Raw genomic sequence first — 23,866 nt, forward strand, 5'->3', positions numbered from 1 at the left:
GGTTTTGCTCCTCCGACTGGATTCGAACCAGTAACCGCCCGATTAACAGTCGGGTGCTCTGCCGTTGAGCTACGGAGGACCGTGTGCTGCGGGACTGGCCCGCCGACGGGGAAACTTTAGCGCACCACCGCACCCGGGTTCGGCCGGGGTCCTCCCCGCCCCGACGCGCCCGGACGGCTGCTGAGGCAGGATGGCGCGACGGACGAGAGGCTGGGAGGCCGTCATGCTGAAGTTCCTGCTGGGAGCAGCCGTCGGCTACGTGCTGGGCGCGAAGGCCGGGCACGAGCGCTACGAGCAGCTCAAGCGCACCTACCAGCGCGTGTCCGATCACCCTGCCGTCCAGGGTGCGGCCGGGGTCGTGCGGGCGCGGGTCGAGGAGAAGGTCACGGGCGGGCGGCACCCGTCCGGCGCCGGCTCCAACGGCCACCCCCGCTGAGCAGGGGCGCCCGCCGCCGAGGGGGCCGGGACGGTTCCTGCGCCACGTCGCCCTCGACGAGAAGGCCGCGGGCGCCGGCTGTCCCTTCGACCTGCCGGTCGTCGACGGGCTGCGCCGCAACTGGCTCACGCTCGGCCCGGCGTCCCGCACGACCGGGCTCACATCCGCAGCCCGGACCGCCCCCGCGACGGCGCACGCAGCTCGCTGTGGTGCTCCACCGCCCTCTGCACCATCTCCACGACGTGCGGGTCGTCCACCAGGTACACCTGCCGCCTGCCCTCACGCCGGGAGCGCACGAGCCCGGCGAGCTTCAGCTTGGCCAGGTGCTGGCTCACCGCCGCGACGGTCTGGCCGACCTCCGACGCGAGCGTGCCGACGTCGCGCTCCCCCGCCGCGAGCAGCCATACGATCTGCAGGCGGGCGGTGGCGGCGAGCATGCCGAAGGTGGCGGCCGTGTCCTGGAGCAGGTCGTCGTCGAGGGGCGGCGGATCGGACACGGACCGTAGGGTGACCTACCCGCCAAACTTGCGCAACTGATTGACCGTTACCGTGGCCGCTGCTCGACTTGCCGCCGTCGAACGAGTGGTGCGAGGAGGTGGGCCGGATGACCGGCGAGGGAAGTAGTCGCAGCCGCGCGGACGTCCGGCTGCCCAGCCTGGGGTGATCCCCCGACGGTCCGCGTGGTGAACCCGCGTTCTCCGACGACGTCAGGACCGTCCCCCATGCCCCGCACGCCCCTCTCCCCGATCGCCGCTGCGCCGCCGGCGTTCGTTCCCGACGGCCTGCACGAGCTCTCCCTGCGCGCGCTGGCCACCGCAGCGCCGCTGGGAGTGTTCCGCCGGCTGGGGTCGTCACCGAGCGGGCTCACCGAGCACGAGGCCGCCGAGCGGCTCGCCTCCGCCGACCCGGCGACGCGCCGGCCGTCGGCGCTCCCCCCGCTGCGCACGGCCGTCGCGAGCCCGTTCGTGCTCCTGCTGGCCGGTCTCGGCGCGGTGTTCGTGCTGGTCGGGGACGCGCGGGGGTGGGCGACCGTGAGCGCGATGGTGGCCGCGAGCGTCGGGCTGCGGTGGTGGCAGCAGGTGCGCTCGGACCGCGCGATGCACGGCTTGCGGTCCCGCACGATCACCACGGTGACGGTCCGCCGCCGGGCCACCGACCGCGGCCGTCCCGTGGAGCGCGAGATCCCCGTCGACGACGTGGTGCGCGGCGACGTCATCAGTCTCGCCGCCGGTGACGTGGTGCCCGCGGACATGCGCGTGCTGACGGCGCGGCAGCTGAGCATCGACCAGGCCGTGCTGTCGGGCGAGCAGCTCCCGGTCCGCAAGGACGCGCCCACGGGACGCACGGCCGCCGCCGGGATCCTCGACGTCCCGTCGCTCTGCTTCGCCGGCACGTCCGTGGTCAGCGGGACCGGCACCGCCGTGGTGATCGGGACCGGGCCCGGCACCTGCTTCGGGTCGCTCGCCGCGGGTGCCGTGGGCGAGAGGCCGCGCAGCACCGTCGAGCAGGGCGTGCGCGCGGTCGGCTGGACGCTGACGCGCTTCATGCTGGTGATGGTGCCGATCGTGTTCGCCGTGAACGGCACGGTCGGTGGCAGCTGGACGCAGGCCGCACTGTTCGCGGTGGCCGTGGCGGTCGGGCTGACGCCGGAGATGCTCCCGGTGATCGTGACGACGACGCTGGCGCGGGGCGCGGTGAACCTCGCGCGGCACGACGTGGTGGTCAAGCGCCTCGACGCGATCCAGGATCTCGGCGGCATGGACGTGCTGTGCCTGGACAAGACGGGCACGCTCACGGAGGACCGGGTGGTGCTCACCCACAGCATCGACGTCGAGGGCGAGCTGGACGACGCCGCGGCCGAGTACGCGTTCCTGGCCGTGCACCTGGGGTCGGGGCCGCGCGGCCACGTCGACGACGCGGTGGTCGACTACGTCGGCGAGGGCCATGCGCTGCTCGTCGAGGCCCTCTACGAGCGGGTCGACGAGATCTGTTTCGACCACGACCGGCGCCGCTCGACCACGGTGGTGCGCCGCGGCGCCGAGGACGTCGTGGTGACGTGGGGCGATCCCGACGAGGTCCTCCCCCTCTGCGCCGTGACGGACGACGTGCGCGGCCTGGTGCGCGAGTGCGTGGCCGGTCACCAGGCGTACGGGATGCGGATCCGGGCGGTGGCGGCGTGGACGGGTCCCGCACGCCGACACCCCTACGGCCCGGACGACGAGACGGGGCTGACGCTCATCGGGCTCGTCGGGTTCGTCGACCCGGTGCGGGAGAGCACCGCCGCGGCCGTGCGAGAGCTGGCAGTCCACGGTGTGACCGTGCGGGTGCTCACCGGCGACGCGCCGCGCGTGGCGGAGCAGGTGTGCGAGCAGGCGGGGATCCCGGTGCAGGAGATCGTGCTCGGCCACGACGTCGACGCGGCCTCCGACGCGGCGCTGGCCCGGATCGTCAGGCGCGCCACGGTGTTCGCGAAAGTGACGCCACGGCAGAAGGCCCGGATCGTCGGCGCGCTGCGCGCGGGCGGGCACTGCGTCGGGTTCCTCGGCGACGGCGTCAACGACACGCTCGCCCTGCGCACCGCCGACGTCGGCATCTGCGTCGACGGCGCCACGCCCGCCGCACGCGACGCCGCCGACCTGGTGCTGCGCGGCGCGGACCTGGCCGTGCTGGCCGCGGCGGTGGTCGAGGGCCGCCGGACCCTGGGCAACACCATGAAGTACGTCAAGATCACGGCGGCGTCGAACCTCGGCAACGTGCTCTCGGTGCTCGTGGCGAGCGCGGTGCTGCCGTTCCTCCCGATGCTGCCGGTGCAGCTCATGGTGCAGAACCTGCTCTACGACGCCGCCCAGCTCGCGCTGCCGTGGGACCGCGTCGAGCGCGCCTACGTGCGCCGCCCCCGGCGCTGGGACGCGGGCAGGCTCACCCGGTTCATGCTCGTGTTCGGCCCGCTGAGCTCGCTGTTCGACCTCGCGACGTTCGCCGCGCTGTGGTGGGCGCTGGGCGTCGACACCGCGGGCGAGCAGGCGGTGTTCCACGCCGCGTGGTTCACCGAGGGGCTGCTGTCGCAGCTGCTGGTGGTGCTGGTGCTGCGCGGGCAGCGGCTGCGGCAGCCGGCGTGGCCGGTGCTGGCCGCCACCGCGACGGCCGGTGCGGTGGCGGTGGCGCTGCCGCTCTCGCCACTGGCCGGACCGCTGATGCTGGCGCCCCCACCGGCGTCGTTCGCGCCCTGGCTCGTGGGGATCCTCGGTGCCTACCTGATAGTCGTCCAGCTCGCTAAGGTCGCGGTCGTCCGGCGCACCGGGGGGTGGCTGTGAGCACGCTGCGTTCGTTCCCCACCCGCGGGGCCCTGGTCCGCCCGCGCCGGAACGCCATCGACGTGGCCGTGATCGCGGGCGCGGCCGTGCTGCTGTGGGGGCTCGTCCGCGTCTCCGAGGGCGCAGCGGCCCCGTTCGACGCGGTCACCGCCCCGTCCACGGTGTCCACCGACCCCGCCGATCTGCCCTACTACGCGGCACGGTCGCTGCTGCGGATGTTCGTGGCGCTCGCGGTGTCGGTGGTCTTCACGTTCGTCTACGCCACGGCCGCGGCGCGGCTGCGGCGTGCGGAGAAGGTCCTCCTGCCGGTGCTCGACGTCCTGCAGTCGGTGCCCGTGCTGGGCTTCCTGTCGGTGACGATCACGGGCTTCATCGCGCTGTTCCCCGGCTCCACGCTCGGCCTGGAGTGCGCATCGGTCTTCGCGATCTTCACCTCGCAGGCCTGGAACATGACGTTCGCCTTCTACCACTCCCTCGTCACCCAGCCACGCGAGCTGGACGAGGCGGCACGGGTGCTGCGCCTGTCGCGCTGGCAGCGGTTCTGGCGGCTCGACCTGCCCGGCGGCATGATCCCGCTCGTCTGGAACGGGATGATGAGCTTCGGCGGCGGCTGGTTCTTCCTCGTCGCTTCCGAGGCGATCAGCGTGAACGACCACGACTACGCGCTGCCCGGCATCGGCAGCTACGTCGCCAGCGCCACGGCGCAGGGCCAGCTCGGCAAGGTTCTGCTCGCGATCGGCGTCATGATCGTGATGGTGGTCGGGGTGAACGTGTTGTTCTGGCGCCCGCTCGCGGCGTGGGCGGAGCGCTTCCGCGTCGAGGACTCCGAGGCGGCCGACGCGCCGCGCAGCGTCGTGCTGAGTGTGCTGCGCCGCTCGCGCGTGCCTGCCGGCCTCGCCCGGGTGTTCGGTCCGCTGGTGCACCCCGTCGACCGGGGCATGGCCGCGTTCGGACTGGCCGAGTACCCGCTGCATCCCTCGCCGGGACGCCGCCGGGCCGGCGACGTCGTGTTCGGCGTCGCGATCCTGGCGCTGGTGGCGTGGGGGCTCGCCGAGGCGTTCGGGTACATCGCGAGCACCACCGGGTTCGGCGAGGTGGGCCACGCGTCGCTGCTCGGTCTGGCGACGTTCGGACGTGTGGTGGTGCTGGTGGTCGTCGCGACGTTGGTGTGGGTGCCGGTCGGGGTGTGGATCGGGCTGAACCCGCGGGTGTCGCGGCTCGCGCAGCCCGTCGTCCAGGTGCTGGCGAGCTTCCCGGCCAACTTCCTGTTCCCGCTCATCACTGCCGGGCTGGTGGCCACCGGGATCGGCCTGGACTGGGGCGGCATCCTGCTCATGAGCCTCGGCGCCCAGTGGTACATCCTGTTCAACGTCATCGCGGGCGCCAGCGCCATCCCCAACGACCTGCGCGAGGCCGCGGCCAACCTGCGCCTGCCCCGGTGGCTGTGGTGGCGTCGGCTGATCCTGCCCGCGATCTTCTCGAGCTACGTCACCGGCGGCATCACCGCGGCGGGCGGGGCATGGAACGCCTCGATCGTCGCCGAGGTCGTCACCTACGGCTCCACCACGCTCACCGCCACCGGGCTCGGCGCCTACATCGCGCAGGCCACCGGCACCGGTGACGCGCCCCGGATCCTCATCGGCGTCGCCGTCATGAGCGTGTACGTCGTCGGGCTCAACCGGCTGTTCTGGCGTCGCCTCTACGCGCTGGCCGAGCGCCGCTTCTCCTTCTGATTTCTGATCGCGGAGGTCTCCCATGTCCCAGGTGCTCGTCTCCGTCGAGGCCGTCAGCAAGAGCTTCACCGGCTCCACGGGCGACGAGCTACGCGTGCTCGACTCCATCTCCCTCGAACTGCACGACGGCGAGATCGTCGCGCTGCTCGGCCGGTCCGGCTCGGGCAAGTCGACGCTGCTGCGCACGATCGCCGGGCTGATCGCCCCCACCACCGGAACCGTGCGTTACCGCGGGAAGGAGCTCGACGGCGCCAACCCGGGCACCGCGATGGTGTTCCAGTCCTTCGCGCTCATGCCGTGGCTCACCGTGCAGGACAACGTCGAGCTCGGGCTGGCCGCACGCGGCGTCGCCCCCGCGAAGCGACGGGAGCAGGCGCTGGCCGCGATCGACCTCATCGGTCTCGACGGGTTCGAGTCCGCCTACCCCAAGGAGCTCTCCGGCGGCATGCGCCAGCGCGTCGGCTTCGCCCGCGCGCTCGTGCTGGAACCCGACCTGCTGCTCATGGACGAGCCGTTCTCGGCCCTCGACGTGCTCACCGCCGAGAACCTGCGCACCGAGCTCACGGACCTCTGGAGCACCGACAACTTCCCGACGCGGGCCATCTGCATCGTCACGCACAACATCGAGGAGGCCGTGCTGCTCGCCGACCGCGTCGTGGTGCTCGGGGCGAACCCCGGCCACATCCGCGCCGAGGTCGCCGTACCGCTCGCCCGCCCGCGCGACCGGCGCAGCCCCGTGTTCGCGAGCCTCGTCGACCAGCTCTACGACCTGCTCACCGGCCGTGAGACCGAGCCCGCGGCACCCGGGCCGGCCAGCCCGACGGCGCAGCCGATGCCGGCCGCGTCCGTGGGCGGGCTGGCGGGGCTCGTCGAGATCGTCGACGCCGACGGCGGCCACGTCGCCCTGCCCGACGTGGCCGCCGCGCTGAACTTCGAGATCGACGACCTGCTCCCCCTCGTCGACGCCGCCGCGATGCTCGGGTTCCTGGACGTGGCGGGCGGCGACCTCACGCTCACGCCGACGGGCAAGGAGTTCACCACCGCCGACATCCAGCGCAGCAAGCAGATCTTCGCCGCACAGGCGCGCGAGCGGGCGCCGCTGGTGCGCACGATCTGCACCGCGCTGGCCAGCAGCAGCAACGGCAACCTGCGGGCGGGGTTCTTCCTCGACCTGTTGCGACGCGGCTTCTCCGCCCCGGACGCCCGGCAGCAGCTCGACACCGCGATCGACTGGGCCCGCTACGCGGAGCTGTTCGACTACGACACCGACTCCGACCAGATCACGGCCGACCCGGCGGCCGGGATCTTCCCACGGGCGGTCTCGGGGTAAGCGCACCCTTACACATGCAGAACCATGCATGTATGGTGCGGGGGTGAGCGACGCAGACGGGCGCGACCATGCAGCAGGTGGACACGGTCACGGCGGTGGACACGGTCACGGCCACGGCCACGGCATGTCCGCCGACGCCGACCGCCGCTGGCTGGGCATCGCGCTCGCCCTCATCACGGTGTTCATGGCCGGCGAGGTCGTGGTGGGCGTCGTCGCCTCGTCGCTCGCCCTCATCTCCGACGCCGCGCACATGCTCACCGACGCCGCGTCCATCGTGCTCGCACTCATCGCGATGCGGCTGGCCGCACGGCCGGCGCGCGGCTCGTACACCTACGGGCTCAAGCGCACGGAGATCCTCTCGGCGCAGGCCAACGGGCTGACGCTGCTGCTGCTCGCCGCCTGGCTCACCTACGAGGCGGTCCGTAGGTTGCTCGACCCGCCCGCCGTCGAAGGTGGCCTGGTGCTGGTCACGGCGCTGGTCGGCATCGTGGTCAACCTCGTCGCCACGTGGGCGATCAGCCAGGCCAACCGGTCGAGCCTCAACGTCGAGGGCGCGTTCCAGCACATCCTCAACGACCTGTTCAGCTTCGTCGCCACGGCCGTCGCCGGCGCCGTCGTCCTGCTCACCGGGTTCGCGCAGGCGGACGCCATCGCGTCGCTGATCGTCGTGGTGCTGATGGTCAAGGCGGGGGTCGGACTCGTCCGCGAGTCGGGGCGGATCTTCCTGGAGGCCTCCCCCGCCGGCATCGACCCGGACGCGGTCGGCGACCGGCTCGTCGGCATCCGCGGCGTGGACGAGGTGCACGACCTGCACGTCTGGCAGATCACCTCGGGAGAGGTGGCCCTCTCGGCGCACGTGCTGGTCGACCCCGGCGCCGACTGCCACGCCCTGCGCCGCGACCTCGAGCTGGCCGTGGCCGGTGACTACGGCATCACCCACACCACGCTGCAGGTGGACCACGCCGGCTCGCACGCGTCGGTCGTCCCGGTGGACGTGACGGTCCTGCCCATGGCCGGCGGGCGCGGCGGCGGCTCCGACAACCACTGCGACGACAGCCACGGGCCCGTGCACCGCGAGGAGCCGCACACCCACTGAGCCCGTTCCGCGCACCTGCAAGACTCCGCTCGGCATCTGCACGTCGACGGGAGACACCATGGACATCGCCGGCGCATCGGCCGTCGTCACGGGAGGCGCGTCGGGGCTGGGTGAGGCCACCGCGCGGCTGCTGGCAGAGCGCGGGGCGAAGGTGGTCGTGCTCGACCTGCAGGAGGACAAGGGTGAGGCGCTCGCCGCCGAGATCGGCGGCGTGTTCGCCAAGGCCGACGTCGCGGACGAGGCCCAGGTCAAGGCGGCCGTCGACGCCGCGTCGGAGCTGGGCCCGCTGCGGATCCTCGTCAACAGCGCGGGTCTGGGCCGCGCGGGGCGGATCATCGGCCGGGACCTGGCCCCCATCCCGCTCGAGCAGTTCGAGTTCGTGCTGCGGGTGAACCTCGTGGGCACGTACAACTGCGCCCGTCTCGCCGCCTCCGCGATGGCCGCCACCGAGCCGCTGACCGACGGCACCTCGCGGGGCGCGATCCTCAACACCGCGTCGGCGGCGGCTTTCGACGGCCAGATCGGGCAGACGCCGTACTCGGCGTCGAAGGGCGGCGTCGTCGGCATGACCCTGCCGATGGCCCGCGACCTCGCCCGCCACGGCATCCGCGTCAACACCATCGCCCCCGGCTTGATCGACACACCGATCTACGGCACCGGCGAGAAGGCCGAGGCGTTCAAGGCGCAGCTGGGGCAGAGCGTCGTCTACCCCAACCGGCTGGGCGCCGCGTCGGAGTTCGCCTCGATGGCCCTCGAGGTGCTCACGAACGACTACATGAACGGCGAGACCATCCGCCTCGACGGCGCCATCCGGATGCCCCCGAAGTAGTCCCCCGACGCGACGGAGCCCCCGCCCGGATAGGCAGGGGCTCCGTCGCGGTGATCGCGGCTCGGGCTCAGATCGCGGCGTGGTCCAGCATCGGCTCGGCCGGGACGTGGGCCGGGGCGAGGTCTGCGGTGTCGAAGTGGACGTCGGAGTCGTGGTCGAACGAGTGGTTGATCGAGTGGTCGTCGTTCCACGTGTTGTCGGTGTGGATCTCGGTGTTGACGCTGTGGTCGTCGGTCGACGTGGTGGTGGTGCTGTGGTCGTCGGTCGAGTTGTCGACCTGCACGGTGCTGCCGCCGGATCCGAAGGCACCGCCCTCGCCGACGGTGACGTTGCCACCGATGTTCGTGCCGCCCTCGCCGACCGTCGCGCCCGTGCCGAACCCGCCGGTGCTGTGGTCGCCGGTCACCGCGTCGTTGCCGTCGCCGACCACGTTGCCGTCGCCGTTGACGTTGCCGACCGAGTTCCCGTCGCCCGTCACGATCGGGGAGTGGTCCACGTCGCCGCCGACCGCGACGGCGCCGTCACCGTTGGCCGTGGTGTTGTGGATGTCGAGGTCCTGGTCGAAGTCGCCGCCGTGGGTGTCGATCTGCTGGTTGATCGAGTTGTCGGTGGCGTAGTTGTTGGTGATGTAGCTGTTGAGGTACTGGGCGGCGGCCTCGTGCGAGGCGGCGGGCGTCGCGTAGTCGTGGTGCATCGGCGGGGGCGGCGGCGCGAAGGAGTTGTGGCCGAAGTCGTAGTTGCGGCTGAAGTCGGCGCTCTGGTCGTCGCAGGCCAGCGTGATGGCGTCGTGGATGTCCTCGGGTGTGGCGTTGTCGAGGCCGATCTCGTGCAGCGTGCCCTGGGGGTCCTGGAGGAAGGCGGCGCGGAGGCCGGCGTTGCCGAGCAGGTCGCGGATGATGGTGTAGATGTCCATGGTGATCGTCTCCGTCGGTCTCGGGTCCCGCCGGGGCTTCCGGCGACCAAGGAGAAATCTAGGAATTTCCCCAGGTCAGCGGACTCCCCCCGACGGCCCCCACCCCATGACGCCTGCGGCAGGCTCTCCTTACCGTCCGGCAACCGCGGTCCAGCGCAGTTCTCGGGGCGCCGTGGACGCCCTCACGCCCGGCTGCCATCGTGTCCGCGGGGCTGCCCCACTGCGGGGTCGTGAGCACGCGTGACCCGGGTGGACACCCCTGCAGGACGCGATCGCGGCAACCGTCCGTGCCGGTCACCGGACGGTGAGCCCGTCTACGCCACCGCCACCACGTGCAGCAGCACCGCCTGGTCGGGGTTCAGCAGCGGCGCGGCGAGGCCGATGTGCGCGAGCACCGCGCCGGGCAGCTCGACGCCCTTCTCCAGCCAGGGCGTCTGGGACCGCCCCGACGCCCCGACGTCGCCCACCTCCGTGCTCGCCCGCACGCGGTAGGTGCGCGCGGGGTCGAGACCGGGCAGCAGCAGCCGCGGGGGGATCGCGTCGACGGTGGTGGCCAGCCGCACGTAGGCGTAGACGGCCTCGTCACCCGCCACCACCCCGTGCAGCAGCGCGCCCTCCCCCACGTCGTCGGCGCGGACGGTCACGCCGGAGTGCAGCACCCCTCGCAGCTGCTTGTAGAGCCCGGCCCACGTCCGCAGCCGGTCGAGCTCGTCGTCGGAGCAGGTGGTGATGTCCCACTCGATGCCCGCGTGCCCGAACAGCGACGTGACCAGCCGGAACGACAGGTCGCTCGCCCGGCCCGTGGTGTGCGAGACGGGCGCGCCGACGTGGGCGCCGACGAGCTCGGGCGGCAGCAGCAGACCGGTCCAGCGCTGGATGGCCTGACGCTCCACCGGGTCGGTGCAGTCGGAGCCCCAGATCCGCTCGGTGCGGGCGAGCGTCGCGAGGTCGGCCCGGCCGCCGCCGGACGCGCACGACTCGATCTCCAGGCCCGGGTGCCGGGAGCGCAGCTCGTCGAGCAGGCGGTGCAGTGCCTCGGTCTGGGCGTGCACGCCGGGGCGCCCGGCGTGCACGGGCTCGGAGAGGTCCCGGTTGTGGTCCCACTTGATCGCGTCGAGGGCGTACTCGGTGCACAGCGCGTCGATCTGGCCCAGGACGTGCACGAACGCGTCGGGGTTCGCCAGGTCGATGACGTGCTGGTGGCGGTAGGCGCGGGGCAGGCGATCGGGAGCGGCGAGCACCCAGTCCGGGTGGGCGCGGGCCACGTCGGAGTCGAGCGAGATCATCTCCGGCTCGAACCAGAGCCCGAACTGCATGCCCAGGCCCCGCACATGCTGCACCAGCGGGTGCAGGCCGTCGGGCCAGACGACGGGGTCCACCACCCAGTCCCCCAGGCCGCGCGTGTCGTCGCGGCGGCCGAGGAACCATCCGTCGTCCAGCACGAAGCGCTCGACGCCCAGCGCGGCGGCCCGGTCGGCGAGGCCCTTCAGCCGGTCGAGGTCGTGGTCGAAGTAGACGGCCTCCCAGACGTTGAGCGTCAGCGGCCGCGGCGACGACGGGTGGCCCACCCGGGTGCGGACGTGACCGTGCAGACGGGCGGACAGTCCGTCGAGGCCGGTGTCGGACCATGCCGCGAGCAGCGTCGGCGCGGCGTAGGTCTCCCCCGGCGCGAGCACCAGCTCGCCGGGCTCGGCCAGCTCGCCGCCGCCGAGCACCGCGAACCCCTCGGGCACGCGCTCGACGATGTGCACGGCGTTGCCCCCGCACGCGACGTGCACGCCCCACACCTCGCCGTGGCCGAAGCCGAAGCCGGGCGTGCCGGCCACCAGCAGCGGTGTGCCGTCGTGTCCGGGTCGGCCGCGCCAGGACTCGCGCGCACGGATTCCGACATTCAGGGGTGAGCGCTGGGGCGAGTGCTCGCGGCCCCAGCGACCGGCGAGGTCGAGCATCTCGCGCGCGCGGGGCGGCACGGGCAACACCGGGGTGATGCCGTCGAGGACGTACTCGCCCTCCCCGCTGTTACTCAGCGTGACTTCAACGACGAGTACACCCGAGGGCTCCAGCACCAGCGCGCAAGTCAGTTCCAGCCCGAGACCGGTGTCGCCTGCGACTACCCGCACCGCGTCGGTGGACGCCGCCACCGACGTCGTCGTCCAGCGCGGGAAAGCCGCCGCCCCAACGGATGTCTCCCCGCGGCGGTGACCGCGGACGGTCGCCCGGCCGGGCCAGCCGTCAGCCGCGCCGGGCAGCACCGTCAGCGGCCACGGAGCGTCGAGCGCGCCGCGCGGGACACCGGGCTCCAGCGCGTCGACGACGGCAGGGAGTGACCGGGCGGGGAGGTCGAGGTCAGCGCCCCAGTGGAGGACGCGCGGCAGTCCGGGGCCGGCGACATCGACCAGCACGGCGGTGCCCCCGGATCGGAGCACGACCGCGGGGGTGTTGGAACTTGTTTGCATGTGCGCGACTCTCCTGTTCGACGTTGTTGGAAAGCATTGACTCTTTCGGGGCCGTACGCCATCGTTCCTTCACCTCGCGGTCACACCACGATCTCGACCGCCGGTCCTGACTGATCACCAATGGAGGCGACATGTCCCGACCCTCGTCCGAGGCCCAGTATCTGGCGGGCCTGACGCCCACCTCGGTGGCGGCCACCCGTATCGGCCGACGTTCGCTGCTCAAGGGCGCCATGACCGGCGCCGGCCTGCTCGGGGCCACCGGACTGCTGGCGGCCTGCGGATCGGGCGGGAGCACCGGCGCGACCGACGTCGCCAACGCGAGCGGCGCGCTGTCATTCGGGTCCAACCAGTCCGACGCGGTGCCGAAGAAGGCCTACGAGTCCCTCGTCAAGGGATTCAACGACCCGGCCGTCCAGATCACGACGAACACGATCGACCACAACACGTTCCAGGAGAACATCAACAACTACCTCCAGGGCCAGCCCGACGACGTGTTCACGTGGTTCGCGGGCTACCGCATGCGGTTCTTCGCCCAGCAGGGCCTCGTCGGCGACATCAGCGACGTGTGGTCGGGCATCAACGGCATGACCGACGCGCAGAAGCAGGCGTCCACCGCCGACGACGGCAAGCAGTACTTCGTGCCGTTCGACTACTACCCGTGGGCCGTCTACTACCGGCCCAGCGTGTTCGCGGCCAAGGGCTACACGGTCCCGAAGACGCTCGACGAGTTCGTCGCCCTGAACACCCGGATGCAGAAGGACGGCCTCACCCCGATCGCCTTCGGCGACAAGGACGGCTGGCCCGCGATGGGCACGTTCGACCAGCTCAACCTGCGGATCAACGGCTACCGGTTCCACATCGACCTGATGGCCGGCAAGCAGGCCTGGGACTCCCCGCAGGTCAAGAACGTGTTCGACACCTGGAAACGGCTGCTGCCGTTCCACCAGCCCGCCTCCCTCGGCCGCACCTGGCAGGAGGCCGCACAGACGCTGCAGCAGAAGAAGGCGGGCACGTACATCCTCGGCATGTTCCTCGGCCAGCAGTTCACCCCGGGCGCCGACCTCGACGACCTGGACTTCTTCGGCTTCCCGGAGATCGACACCACCGTCGGCACGGACGCCGTCGAGGCCCCGATCGACGGCTTCATGATGGCGGCGCGCCCCAAGAACGAGGCGGCGGCCAAGAAGTTCCTCGGCTACCTCGCCACGGGCCCGGCCGAGAACACCTACCTGGAGTCCGACTCCACCGTCATCGGCACGAACTCGAGTGCCGACACCGCGAAGTACACGAAGCTGCAGAAGAAGGCCGTCGAGTACATCTCGAGCGCCAAGTCGATCTCGCAGTTCATGGACCGCGACACCCGCCCCGACTTCGCCTCGACGGTGATGATCCCGGCCATCCAGCAGTTCATCGGCAATCCGAACGACATCGACGGGCTGACGAAGAGCATCGAGAGCCAGAAGAAGTCCATCTTCACCAGCTGATGGGGCGCCGGACATGACTGCACAGGAGATCGCCCCGCAGCCGCGACGAGCGGACGAGAGAGCAGAACCGGCTCCGGCACGGAACGAACGGCCCCGCAACCAGCGGGTGCGCAAGCTGACGCGCGCCGACCTCGTCGTCGTCTCGATCATGGTGGCGGTCCCGACGCTGCTCATCCTCGTGCTTGTCTGGTTCCCGGCGCTCGCCACGGTGGCGCTGTCGTTCACCAACTGGAACGGCATCGGCTCGATCAGCTCGATCCAGGGCGTCGGCGCCACCAACTACGTCAACGTCACCACGAACTACCCGCCGTTCTGGCCGGCGCTGCAGCACAACCTGATCTGGCTGGCCGCGCTGTTCCTCGTGGCCACGCCGGTCGGGATGTTCCTGGCCGTGCTGCTGGACAAGGAGATCCGCTTCAGCCGCTTCTACCAGACGGCGATCTACCTGCCGGTGGTGCTGAGCCTGGCGCTGGTCGGGTTCGTGTGGCAGCTCATCTACTCGCGCGACCAGGGCCTGCTCAACGCGGTGCTGGGCACGCAGGTGGACTGGTACGGCGACCCGAGGTACAACCTGTGGGCGGCGCTGGTGGCCGCGAGCTGGAAGCACGTCGGCTACATCATGCTGCTCTACCTGGCCGGGCTGAAGGCCGTGGACCCGTCGCTGCGCGAGGCCGCCATGATCGACGGCGCGAACGAGCGGCAGGCGTTCTTCCGGGTCGTCTTCCCGGTGATGCGGCCGATCAACGTCATCGTCCTCGTCATCACGGTGATCGAGGCGCTGCGCGCGTTCGACCTGGTCTGGGTGATCAACAAGGGGCGCAACGGGCTGGAGACCATCGCCACGCTCGTGACGCAGAACGTGGTGGGCGAGGCCAGCCGGATCGGCTTCGGCTCCGCGATGGCCACGATCATGCTCCTGATCAGCTCGGTGTTCGTGATCATCTACCTGACGATCGTGATGCGCGAGGAGAAGCAGAAATGACCACCGCCGGCGCACGTTCCTCCCGCGGAGGCGGCATCGCGACCGTGGCGGAAAGGCCGGCCGCCCAACCGCTCGCCGGCAAGCGGAACTTTCCGAAGCCCCCGCGGATCGTGCTGCACGTCTTCCTGTGGGCCGTCTCGCTCGCGTGGCTCTTCCCCATCATGTGGGCGCTGCTCAACTCGTTCCGCGACTACTCCTACACCGCGCAGCACGGCTACGTGTCGTTCGGCGGGTTCACGCTGAAGAACTACGCGAACGCGTGGACACAGGGCGACTTCGGCATCCACTTCTGGAACTCGCTGGTGATCACCGCCCCGGCCGTGATCATCACGCTGTTCCTGTCGTGCTGCATGGGGTTCGTGCTCTCGCGCTTCAGCTTCAAGCTCAACCTGACGCTGCTGGGCGTGTTCCTCGCCGCGAACCTGCTGCCGCCGCAGGCGCTGCTGATCCCCGTGTACCGGATGTTCCGCAGCATCGAGGTGCCGTTCTGGCTCAGCGACTCGGGCACCCTGCTCAACACGCCGATCGGCGTGATCCTCATGAACATCGCCTTCCAGCTCGGCTTCTGCACGTTCGTGCTGAGCAACTACATGAAGACGATCCCGAACGAGATCTACGAGTCGGCACGGGTGGACGGTGCGAGCGTCCTGCGCCAGTTCTTCCAGCTCACACTGCCGCTGTGCCGGCCGCCGCTGGCCGCGCTGGCGACGCTGCAGGTCACGTGGGTCTACAACGAGTTCTTCTGGGCCACCGTGCTGCTGCAGCGCGGTGACAAGTTCCCGGTCACGAGCTCGCTGAACAACCTGCAGGGTCAGTTCTTCACCGACTACAACCTGCTCTCGGCCGGGTCGGTGCTGGTCATGCTGCCGGTCCTGATCATCTTCTTCGCACTGCAGCGCCAGTTCGTCTCGGGTCTCACGTTGGGAGCGACAAAGGGATGACCTCCTTCCCCTTCGACGGCATCGCACTCGGCTGCGACTACAACCCCGAGCAGTGGCCGCGCTCGGTCTGGCCCGAGGACATCGCGCTGATGCAGGAGGCCGGCGTCGGGTTCGTGACGCTCGGGGTGTTCAGCTGGGCGCTGCTGGAGCCCGAGCCCGGCCGGTTCGACTTCGGCTGGTTCGACGAGATCCTCGGCCTGCTCCACGAGGGCGGGATCGCCGTCGACATGGCCACGGCGACGGCCGCCCCGCCGCCGTGGCTCACCGCCGCGCACCCGGAGATGCTCACCGTCGACGAGTTCGGGCACACGCTGTGGCCGGGCAGCCGCCAGTCGTGGTGCCCGAGCTCGCCGGTGTTCCGCGAGCACGCGCTGCGGCTCGTCGCCGAGATGGCGCGCCGCTACGGCGAGCACCCGGCCGTCCGGCTGTGGCACGTGTCCAACGAGCTGGGCTGTCACAACGGCAGGTGCTGGTGTGACGTCAGCGCGGCGGCGTTCCGGGCCTGGCTGGCCGACCGCTACGGAGACGTCGAGAAGCTCAACGACACGTGGGGCACGGCCTTCTGGAGCCAGCACTACGCGAGCTTCGACGAGGTGCTGCCCCCGCGGATCACGCCGGCGGTGCCGAACCCTACCCACCAGCTCGACTTCGCCCGCTTCTGCTCCGACGAGCTGCTCGACTACCACCGCGCCGAGCGCGACGTGCTGCGCGACATCTGCCCGAGCGTGCCCGTCACCACGAACTTCATCATCAGCTCGCACCAGTCCGAGCAGGACTACTTCTCGTGGGCGCCCGACATGGACGTCATCGCGCAGGACCACTACCTCGACCACCGCCTCCCGCACGTCCACGCCGAGCAGGCCTTCACCGACGACCTGACGCGGGGTGTCGCCGGCGGGGCGCCGTGGCTGCTCATGGAGTCGGCCACCTCGGCGGTGAACTGGCAGCCCGTGAACATCGCCAAGCGGCCCGGCGAGCTGCTCCTCGACTCGCTGCGCCACGTGGCCCGAGGGGCCGACGCCGTCGCGTTCTTCCAGTGGCGGGCCTCCCGCGCGGGCGGCGAGAAGTTCCACTCCGCGCTCGTGCCCCACGCGGGCCGTGACTCGATGAAGTTCCGCGAGGTCGTCGAGCTGGGCGCGGCGCTCACGGCCATCGGCGAGGTGGCGGGCTCCCACGTGGTGGCCGACGTCGCCCTGCTGTGGGACTGGAACGCCTGGTGGGCCTGCGACCTCGGCTCGCACCCGAGCGCGGAGGTGCGCTACGTCGACGCCGTGCACCGCTGGCACAAGGCCGTCACGGACGCGGGTGCCACGGCCGACGTCGTGTCGCCGTCGGCGGATCTCTCGGGGTACAAGGTCGTCGTGGTCCCGACGCTCTACCTCGTCGATGACACCCTGGCGCCCGCTCTCGCCGAGGTGGTGGCCCGCGGCGGGCACGTACTCGTCACGTACTTCTCGGGGATCGTCGACACATGCGACCACATCCGCCTCGGCGGCTACCCGGGCGCGTTCCGGGAGCTGTTGGGCGTGCGGTCGGAGGAGTTCGCGCCGCTGGCACCCGGGGCCACTGTCACGCTCGACGACGGCGGCACGGCCGACCTGTGGACCGAGCTGCTCACCACGGCCGGCGCCGAGGTCGTCGCGAGCTACACCGACGGGCCGCTGCCCGGCACGCCGGCCGTCACGAGGAACGGGACGGCCTGGTACATCGCCACGCGCCTCGACGAGGCCGCGACGGCGGCACTGGCCGAGCGCGTCCTGGACGAGGCCGGCGTCACCCGGACGGGCTCCGACGGTGTGGAGGTCGTGCGGCGCGGGAAGTACGTGTTCGTGCTGAACCGGTCGAGCACCGAGGCAGTGGTGCCCGTCACGGGTACCGAACTCATCAGTGGCACCGCCGTCGCCGGTAGCGTTTCGGTAGCGGCCGGCTGTGCCGCCGTCATCCGGGCCGCCGTGATACAGGAAGGGACCTGATGCTCGCCCGCCAGCGCCAGGAGCTGATCCTCGACGAGGTGCGCACCACCGGCGGTGCGCGGGTTTCCGAACTGGTCGAGCGGCTCGGCGTGTCCGACATGACCATCCGCCGCGACATCGACGTCCTCGCCGGCCGCGGCCTCGTCACGCGCGTGCACGGCGGCGCGACGGCGGCCGGCAGCAGCGTGGACGAGCCGGGGTTCGCGGCGAAGTCGGGCCTGCACACGGCGGCCAAGCAGGCCATCGCGGCGGCCGCGGCGAACCTCATCGAGCCCGGCGCCTCGGTGGCGCTCTCGGCGGGCACCACCACGCACGCGGTGGCCACGGCGCTGCTCGGGGTGCCGCGGCTGACCGTCGTCACCAACTCGCTGCGGGTGGCCGAGGTGCTCCACGACGCCGGCCGCGACGACCTGACGGTGGTGCTCACCGGCGGGGAGCGCACGCCGTCCGACGCGCTGGTGGGGCCGATCGCGGTCAGCGCGCTGCGCCGGCTGCACGTGGACTGGCTGCTGATGGGGGTGCACGGCATGGACGCCGAGGCGGGTTTCACCACGCCGAACCTGGTGGAGGCCGAGACGAACAGGGCGTTGGTGTCCAGCGCGCGGCGGGTCGCCGTGGTGGCCGACAAGTCGAAGTGGGGGGTGGTGGGGTTGAGCACGATCGCAACCCTCGCAGAGGTGGACGTGGTGGTGAGCGACGACGGCCTGGAGCCGGACGCGCGGAGGATCCTGGAGAGCAGCTGCGGACGGGTGGTGCTGGCGGCGTGAGCGAGCTATCAGCGCCGCGTCCGGATGTCCGCCGCATCCAGGCCCGGATGGCCGACGGCCGGGAGCTCTTCTACTTCGACGACGCCACGGTGGGGCGCGAGGTGCTGCCGGACACTCGGGACCTGCCCGTCGTCGAGCACGGCTCCACCATGCGCTTCGACGTGCTCACCGGCGAGTGGGTGACGATCGCCGCGCACCGCATGGACCGCACGTTCCTCCCGCCCGCCGACCACTGCCCGCTGTGCCCCACGCAGCCGGGGCGGGAGCCGTCGGAGATCCCGGCGCCGGACTACGACGTGGTGGTGTTCGAGAACCGCTTCCCCTCGTTCGCGCAGACCACGACCCAGGTCGAGCCGAACGTCGACGGCATGGCGCTGTGGCCGCAGCGGCCGGCCACCGGACGCTGCGAGGTGGTCTGCTTCACGAGCGACCACTCGTCGTCGTTCGCCGCGCTCACCGAGAGCCGCGTGCGCACCGTCATCGAGGCGTGGGCGGACCGCACCGCGGCGCTGTCGGCCATGCCCGGGGTCGAGCAGGTCTTCCCGTTCGAGAACCGCGGCAAGGAGATCGGGGTGACGCTCGATCACCCCCACGGCCAGATCTACGCCTACCCGTTCGTGACGCCGCGCACCGCGTCGCTGATCACCCGCGCCGGCGCGCACCGCCAGCGCACCGGCCGCGACCTCATGGGTGACGTGCTCGACGCCGAGCGCAAGGCCGGCACCCGCGTCGTCCTCGACGGGGAGCACTGGACGGCGTTCGTGCCCGCCGCCGCGCGCTGGCCGGTGGAGGCGCACCTCGTACCGCACCGCGCGGTGCCCGACATCGCGGCGCTCCACGAGGAGGAACGGGCCGAGCTCGCCGTCCTCTACCGGGACCTGCTGGGCCGCCTCAACCGCTACTTCGGGGAGCCGGGCGACCTGCCCTACATCTCCGGCTGGCACCAGGCGCCCGTCCACACCGGTCGCGACCTCACCCGCCTGCACCTGCAGCTGTTCTCGCTGCGCCGGGCGCCCGGCAAGCTCAAGTACCTCGCGGGCTCGGAGTCGGGCATGGCCGCGTGGGTGAACGACGCCGCGCCGGAGACGATCGCGGAGAGGCTGCGCGGAGCCGTATGACCTTCTTCGACCACTTCGGCCGGGAGCCGGACGGACGCTGGGCCGCGCCGGGCCGGGTCAACCTGATCGGTGAGCACGTCGACTACGCGCAGGGACTCTGCCTGCCGTTCGCGATCGCGGAGCGGACGGTGGTGGAGGTCGCCGCGCGGCCCGACGACCGCGTGCGGGTGCGCAGCCGCGCCGAGGCCGACGGCTTCGACGGCTCACTGGGCGACATCGGCCCCGGCTCCCCCGGCGGCTGGGCCGGGTATGCCGCCGGCGTGCTGTGGGCGCTGCGCGAGGCCGGGCACCGCGTCGGCGGGGTGGACCTGCTGGTCGCCGATACCGTGCCGCTGGGCGCGGGGCTCTCGTCGTCCGCGGCGCTGGAGTGCGCCACGGCGCTGGCCGTCGACACGCTGTACGGCCTCGGCCTGGACCGCCGCGACCTCGCAGCCGCCTGCGTGAGGGCCGAGAACGACGTGGTGGGCGCGCGGACGGGCGGCATGGACCAGGCCGCGTCGCTGCTGGCCACGGCCGGCCACGCGCTGCTGCTCGACACCCGCGACGGCTCCACCCGGCAGGTGCCCTTCGCCCCCGCCGACGACGGGCTGTGCCTGCTGGTGATCGACACCCGCGTGCGCCACCGCCTGGCCGACGGCCGGTACGGGGAGCGCCGGGCGGCGGTGGAGAAATCCGCGGCCACGCTGGGCCTGGCCAGCCTGCGCGAGGCCACGCTGCGTGAGCTGGAGGCGCTCGACGGCGACCTGCTGCGTCGTGCGCGGCACATCGTCACCGAGATCCAGCGCGTGCGGGAGGTGGTGGCGTTGCTCGACGACGGGCGGCTGCGCGACGTCGGCCCGCTCCTCGACGCGTCGCACCAGTCGCTCGCGCTGGATTTCGAGGTGTCCTGCCTCGAGCTGGACCTGGCCTGCCAGGCGGCCCGGGGGGCCGGTGCCCTCGGGGCGCGCATGACCGGCGGCGGCTTCGGCGGGTCGGCCATCGCGCTGGCCCCGACCGACCGGGTGGACGAGGTGACCACCGCGGTGCGCGAGGCGTTCGCGGCGGGCGGGCACGAGGACCCGGAGGTCAGAGCAGCGGAGCCGTCGGAGGGCGCCCACCCCCTCCCCGTCCTCTAGGGTCCGGGCATGCTCGACCATCCCGGCCCCGTCACCGCCGACGACGTGGTCTCCGTCGTCCGCGACGCCGTCGTCGCGCTGCGTCCGGGGGCGGGTGGTGACTGGAGCGTGCCCGCGGGCGACCTCGAGTGGAGCTGCTGGGTCACCGCCGAGCACATCGCCGACGACCTCTTCTACTACGCCGTCGAGCTGGGCTCTCCCGGCCACCCGGAGTACCTCCCGATCGAGGCGGAACCGCGCAAGCCGGGCGAGGAGGCGAACACGATCCGCTCGGACCCCGCTGCCGGCCCGGAGGGGCTGTTCGCGGTCCTCGTCGCGTCGGGCGCGCTGCTGGCGGCCATGGTGCGTGTGACGCCGCCGGCGGTGCGCGCGCGGCACACGTTCGGTGGCGCCGACCCCGAGGCGTCCGCCGCGATGGGCGTGCTGGAGACGCTCGTGCACACGCGCGACGTCGCCCAGGGCCTCGGCGTGCCGTGGACGCCCGACCCCGGCCTCTGCGCCCGGGTACTGGCCCGGCTCCTGCCCGAGGTGGAGCCCGTCGGCGACCCGTGGACCACGCTGCTGTGGGCGTGCGGCCGGATCGCCCTGCCCGACCGTGCCCGCCGCTCGACCTGGGGCTGGGACAACACCACCCGTTCCGCACGGCCGGCGCAGGAGATCGGGCTCGTCACCCTCCTGGTGCCCGACTACGACGACGCGATCGCCTTCTACGTCGACGTGCTGGGGTTCGCGCTGGTGGAGGACACGGACCTGGGCGACCGGAAACGGTGGGTGGTGGCCGGGCCGCCGAGCGGACGCGGCACCCGGCTGCTGCTCGCCCGCGCCGACGGCGACGCCCAGCAGACCCGGATCGGCGACCAGACCGGCGGCCACGTGGCGCTGTTCCTCACCACCGCCGACTTCGACGCCGACCACGCGCGCATGCTGGACGCGGGCGTCGCGTTCACCGAGGAACCACGCCACGAGCCGTACGGCACGGTGGTGGTGTTCGCCGACCCGTACGGCAACCGGTGGGACCTCATCCAGCCCTCCTAGGGAGATTCCGTGTACGTCCCCACGCACTTCGCGGCCGACGACGACGCGGTCCGTGAGCTGCTCGCCCGCCCGCAGGCCGCCGACATGGTCACGATGACGCCGGAGGGGCTCGTGGCAACGTTCCTGCCGTTCGTCCACGACGCCGACACCGGGGAGCACGGCACGCTGCTCGGGCACGTCGCCCGCGGCAACGACCAGTGGAGCAGGCCCGTCACCGGCGAGGCGCTGGTGATCGTCCACGGTCCCGACGCGTACGTCTCCCCCGGCTTCTACGCGTCGGCGGCGGAGCACGGGCGCGTCGTCCCCACCTGGAACTACCTCACCGCGCACGTGTACGGCGAGCTGCGGATCCACGACGACGTCGAGTGGCTCGACGCGCTGGTCCGCCGCCTGACCGACCTCCACGAGGCGGCGGAGCCCTCGCCGTGGTCGGTGGACGACGCGCCGCCCGCGTTCGTCGCCGGTCAGCTGCGCGCAATCGTCGGCGTCGAACTGGTGATCAGCCGGATCGAGGCGAAGGTGAAGATGAGCCAGAACCGCCCGGAGGCCGACGTCGACGGGGTGATCGCAGGACTCGCGGCACGCGGTGACGCGGCAACGGCAGCCGCCATGATCAGCGCGAGGGACACCTGATGGGCCCGTCGAGGCCGGGGCCGTCGGTCGCGGCCAGCTCGGCGAACTCCGCGATCCACGGCGAGCGGTTGTCCTTCGCCCACGCGACGCATACCTGGTTCGGGCCCAGGTCCTCCACGGGCACCGCGACGACGTCCGGGCGCCGGTAGTACCCGGCCGCGGACAGCGGGACGACGGCGATCCCCCGCCCGGCGGCCACGTGCTCGAGCTTCTCCTCGATGCTCGCGAACGCCGGCACCGCGGCGGCGGTGCCCTCCCGCAGCTCGACGGCGACGTCGCGCCACTCGGGCACCGCGTCCGGGTCCTGCAGGAGGTGGTCGTCGGCCAGGTCGTGGATGCGGACGGACTCCTTGCCGGCCAGCGGGTGCTCGGCGGACAGCGCCACCACGCGGGGCTCGGTGAACAGGGGCCGCACCACCAGCCCCCGCTGCGGGATCGGCAGCCGCACCAACCCGACGTCGACGCGGCCGTCGTACAGGACCTCGACCTGGTCGTCCCAGGTGGTGCGGACGAGGTCGACCGACAGGTCCGGGTGCCGGTCCGTCAGCGCCCGCACCGCGGCGGTGACGGTGAGGCCGGGCATGAACCCGACGGTCAGCGTCGCCGTGTCCCGCCGCACCCGACGCTGCAGCGCGACGGCCGACGCGAGCAGCGGCCCGGCGCCGTCGAGCAGCCGGCGGCCGGCGTCGGTGAGCGTGGTGGAGCGCCGCGAACGCTCGAACAGCTCCACGTGCAGCTCGGCCTCGAACGCCTTGATCTGCCGCGACAGCGCCGGCTGCGCGATGTGCAGACGCACAGCCGCGCGACCGAAGTGCAGCTCCTCGGCGACCGCGACGAAGTAGCGCAGCTTCCGCAGGTCCAGATCCATGCCCCCAGGGTATGACAGACGCCGGATCAGGTCTTGGACCTGCGACGATGCTGGTGTGCACCGTGGACGCATGACCCTCACAGGAGAGCATGTCCTCGTCCTCGGCGGCACCTCGGGCATCGGACTGGCGGTGGCGGCACTGGCCGCCGAGCACGGTGCCACGGTGACCGTGGCGTCGAGCCGAACGGCGAGCGTCGAGCGCGCGCTCGCCGAGCTGCCCGCCGGCGTGACGGGCGAGGTCGCCGACCTCGCCGACCCGGCCGCCGTCACCGCCCTGTTCGACCGCGTCGGCGCAATCGACCACCTCGTCTTCACCGCGGGCGAGGCGCTGACCCTGCTCACCGTCGACGCGATGGACCTCGACGCCGCGCGCGCCGCCTTCGGGCTGCGGTACTTCGGCGCGCTGAACGCCGTCAGCGCGGGCGCGGGGCGGATCCGGCCGGGCGGCTCGATCGTGCTCACCACCGGAGTGGCGGCCGACCGCCCCGGTCCGGGCTGGTCGGTGGCAGCGAGCGTCTGCGGCGCCGTGAACTCGCTGGCCCGGGCCCTGGCCGTGGAGCTGGCGCCGCTGCGCGTCAACGCCGTGTCGCCCGGGATGGTGCGCTCGCCGCTGTGGTCGCCGATCCCCGAGGCGGACCGCGAGGCCATGTACGCGGAGACGGCGAAGGCGCTGCCGCTCGGACGGGTCGCCGACGCCCGCGAGGTGGCCGAGTCGTACCTCTACCTCATGACGTCCCGGTACGCGACGGGATCGATCGTCACCGTCGACGGCGGCTACGTGTTGGTTTGATCCGTCCGGCCGAGCGGGTACGCCGTTCGGACGTGAAAGCGATCACACTGGAG

20 protein-coding genes and 1 tRNA gene are annotated in these 23,866 nt (G+C 72.1%); 16 read left to right on the forward strand and 5 right to left on the reverse strand.

Annotated elements, in window-relative coordinates; translation table 11 throughout:
- Nucleotides 1-7: 7 nt before the first annotated feature.
- A tRNA-Asn gene (locus JWR81_RS26205) sits at nt 8-79 on the reverse strand.
- A 144-nt stretch (nt 80-223) separates the two neighbouring features.
- Here JWR81_RS26205 and JWR81_RS26210 point away from each other — a divergent pair.
- Nucleotides 224-436, forward strand: coding sequence for a hypothetical protein (locus tag JWR81_RS26210; RefSeq protein ID WP_297658635.1), 213 nt, complete (start codon nt 224-226; stop codon nt 434-436).
- Between the two features lie 158 nt (nt 437-594).
- Here the strand turns inward: JWR81_RS26210 and JWR81_RS26215 are convergent, their stop codons facing one another.
- Nucleotides 595-933 (reverse strand): metalloregulator ArsR/SmtB family transcription factor, encoded by a 339-nt coding sequence (locus tag JWR81_RS26215; protein ID WP_297658637.1) that lies wholly within the window; start codon nt 931-933, stop codon nt 595-597.
- 225 nt (nt 934-1,158) lie between these two features.
- Here JWR81_RS26215 and mgtA point away from each other — a divergent pair, with 225 nt between their 5' ends.
- Genes mgtA through JWR81_RS26240 form a run of 5 tightly spaced genes read left to right on the forward strand, consistent with a single transcriptional unit; the run spans nt 1,159 to nt 8,738 of the window.
- A complete protein-coding gene (gene mgtA / locus JWR81_RS26220) occupies nt 1,159-3,750 on the forward strand; it encodes a magnesium-translocating P-type ATPase (protein WP_297658639.1) in 2,592 nt (863 codons plus the stop codon).
- Entirely contained in the window at nt 3,747-5,483 is a 1,737-nt protein-coding gene (locus tag JWR81_RS26225) for an ABC transporter permease subunit (protein WP_297658641.1), read from the forward strand. The genes mgtA and JWR81_RS26225 overlap by 4 nt, the downstream gene beginning before the upstream one ends.
- A 22-nt stretch (nt 5,484-5,505) precedes the next feature.
- The gene (locus JWR81_RS26230; protein WP_297658643.1) at nt 5,506-6,813 is read left to right on the forward strand and encodes a nitrate/sulfonate/bicarbonate ABC transporter ATP-binding protein; all 1,308 of its coding nucleotides are present in this window, start codon (nt 5,506-5,508) and stop codon (nt 6,811-6,813) included.
- Nucleotides 6,814-6,856: 43 nt separating this feature from the next.
- Nucleotides 6,857-7,909, forward strand: a complete 1,053-nt coding sequence (locus JWR81_RS26235; protein WP_297658645.1) for a cation diffusion facilitator family transporter — start codon at nt 6,857-6,859, stop codon at nt 7,907-7,909.
- 58 nt (nt 7,910-7,967) lie between these two features.
- Entirely contained in the window at nt 7,968-8,738 is a 771-nt protein-coding gene (locus tag JWR81_RS26240) for an SDR family NAD(P)-dependent oxidoreductase (protein WP_297658647.1), read from the forward strand.
- 67 nt (nt 8,739-8,805) lie between these two features.
- Here JWR81_RS26240 and JWR81_RS26245 read toward each other — a convergent pair whose 3' ends face one another.
- Together JWR81_RS26245 and JWR81_RS26250 are read right to left on the reverse strand one after the other, a co-directional pair.
- Nucleotides 8,806-9,651 (reverse strand): hypothetical protein, encoded by an 846-nt coding sequence (locus JWR81_RS26245; protein ID WP_297658649.1) that lies wholly within the window; start codon nt 9,649-9,651, stop codon nt 8,806-8,808.
- Between the two features lie 314 nt (nt 9,652-9,965).
- The gene (locus JWR81_RS26250) at nt 9,966-12,107 is read right to left on the reverse strand and encodes an alpha-galactosidase (RefSeq protein ID WP_297658651.1); all 2,142 of its coding nucleotides are present in this window, start codon (nt 12,105-12,107) and stop codon (nt 9,966-9,968) included.
- Between the two features lie 131 nt (nt 12,108-12,238).
- On the opposite strand from JWR81_RS26250, the gene JWR81_RS26255 reads away from it, so the two are divergent.
- The 9 genes from JWR81_RS26255 (at nt 12,239) to JWR81_RS26295 (ending at nt 22,155) form a co-directional block, all read left to right on the forward strand.
- On the forward strand, nt 12,239-13,591 hold the full coding sequence (locus JWR81_RS26255; RefSeq protein ID WP_297658658.1) for an ABC transporter substrate-binding protein: 1,353 nt from the start codon (nt 12,239-12,241) through the stop codon (nt 13,589-13,591).
- 106 nt (nt 13,592-13,697) lie between these two features.
- Entirely contained in the window at nt 13,698-14,573 is an 876-nt protein-coding gene (locus JWR81_RS26260; protein WP_297658660.1) for a carbohydrate ABC transporter permease, read from the forward strand.
- Entirely contained in the window at nt 14,570-15,514 is a 945-nt protein-coding gene (locus JWR81_RS26265; RefSeq protein WP_297658662.1) for a carbohydrate ABC transporter permease, read from the forward strand. Before JWR81_RS26260 ends, JWR81_RS26265 begins: the two co-directional genes overlap by 4 nt.
- Nucleotides 15,511-17,487 carry a beta-galactosidase gene (locus JWR81_RS26270; protein ID WP_297658664.1) on the forward strand — a complete coding sequence of 659 codons (1,977 nt, stop codon included), beginning with the start codon at nt 15,511-15,513 and terminating at the stop codon, nt 17,485-17,487. Before JWR81_RS26265 ends, JWR81_RS26270 begins: the two co-directional genes overlap by 4 nt.
- Nucleotides 17,487-18,254 carry a DeoR/GlpR family DNA-binding transcription regulator gene (locus JWR81_RS26275; RefSeq protein WP_297658665.1) on the forward strand — a complete coding sequence of 256 codons (768 nt, stop codon included), beginning with the start codon at nt 17,487-17,489 and terminating at the stop codon, nt 18,252-18,254. Before JWR81_RS26270 ends, JWR81_RS26275 begins: the two co-directional genes overlap by 1 nt.
- Before the next feature lie 47 nt (nt 18,255-18,301).
- Nucleotides 18,302-19,372, forward strand: coding sequence for a galactose-1-phosphate uridylyltransferase (galT, locus tag JWR81_RS26280; protein ID WP_297658734.1), 1,071 nt, complete (start codon nt 18,302-18,304; stop codon nt 19,370-19,372).
- The gene (galK, locus tag JWR81_RS26285; RefSeq protein ID WP_297658667.1) at nt 19,369-20,487 is read left to right on the forward strand and encodes a galactokinase; all 1,119 of its coding nucleotides are present in this window, start codon (nt 19,369-19,371) and stop codon (nt 20,485-20,487) included. The genes galT and galK overlap by 4 nt, the downstream gene beginning before the upstream one ends.
- Before the next feature lie 657 nt (nt 20,488-21,144).
- Complete coding sequence (locus JWR81_RS26290; RefSeq protein ID WP_297658736.1) at nt 21,145-21,522, forward strand: VOC family protein; 378 nt, start codon at nt 21,145-21,147, stop codon at nt 21,520-21,522.
- A gap of 9 nt (nt 21,523-21,531) precedes the next feature.
- Nucleotides 21,532-22,155 (forward strand): FMN-binding negative transcriptional regulator, encoded by a 624-nt coding sequence (locus JWR81_RS26295; RefSeq protein ID WP_297658669.1) that lies wholly within the window; start codon nt 21,532-21,534, stop codon nt 22,153-22,155.
- Here JWR81_RS26295 and JWR81_RS26300 read toward each other — a convergent pair.
- Nucleotides 22,136-23,023 (reverse strand): LysR substrate-binding domain-containing protein, encoded by an 888-nt coding sequence (locus tag JWR81_RS26300; protein ID WP_297658671.1) that lies wholly within the window; start codon nt 23,021-23,023, stop codon nt 22,136-22,138. The genes JWR81_RS26295 and JWR81_RS26300 overlap by 20 nt on opposite strands.
- A gap of 70 nt (nt 23,024-23,093) precedes the next feature.
- On the opposite strand from JWR81_RS26300, the gene JWR81_RS26305 reads away from it, so the two are divergent.
- Complete coding sequence (locus JWR81_RS26305) at nt 23,094-23,813, forward strand: SDR family oxidoreductase (protein WP_297658673.1); 720 nt, start codon at nt 23,094-23,096, stop codon at nt 23,811-23,813.
- Nucleotides 23,814-23,866 lie beyond the last annotated feature (53 nt).

This window comes from Pseudonocardia sp. (assembly GCF_025965585.1).
Taxonomy (GTDB): Bacteria; Actinomycetota; Actinomycetes; order Mycobacteriales; family Pseudonocardiaceae; genus Pseudonocardia.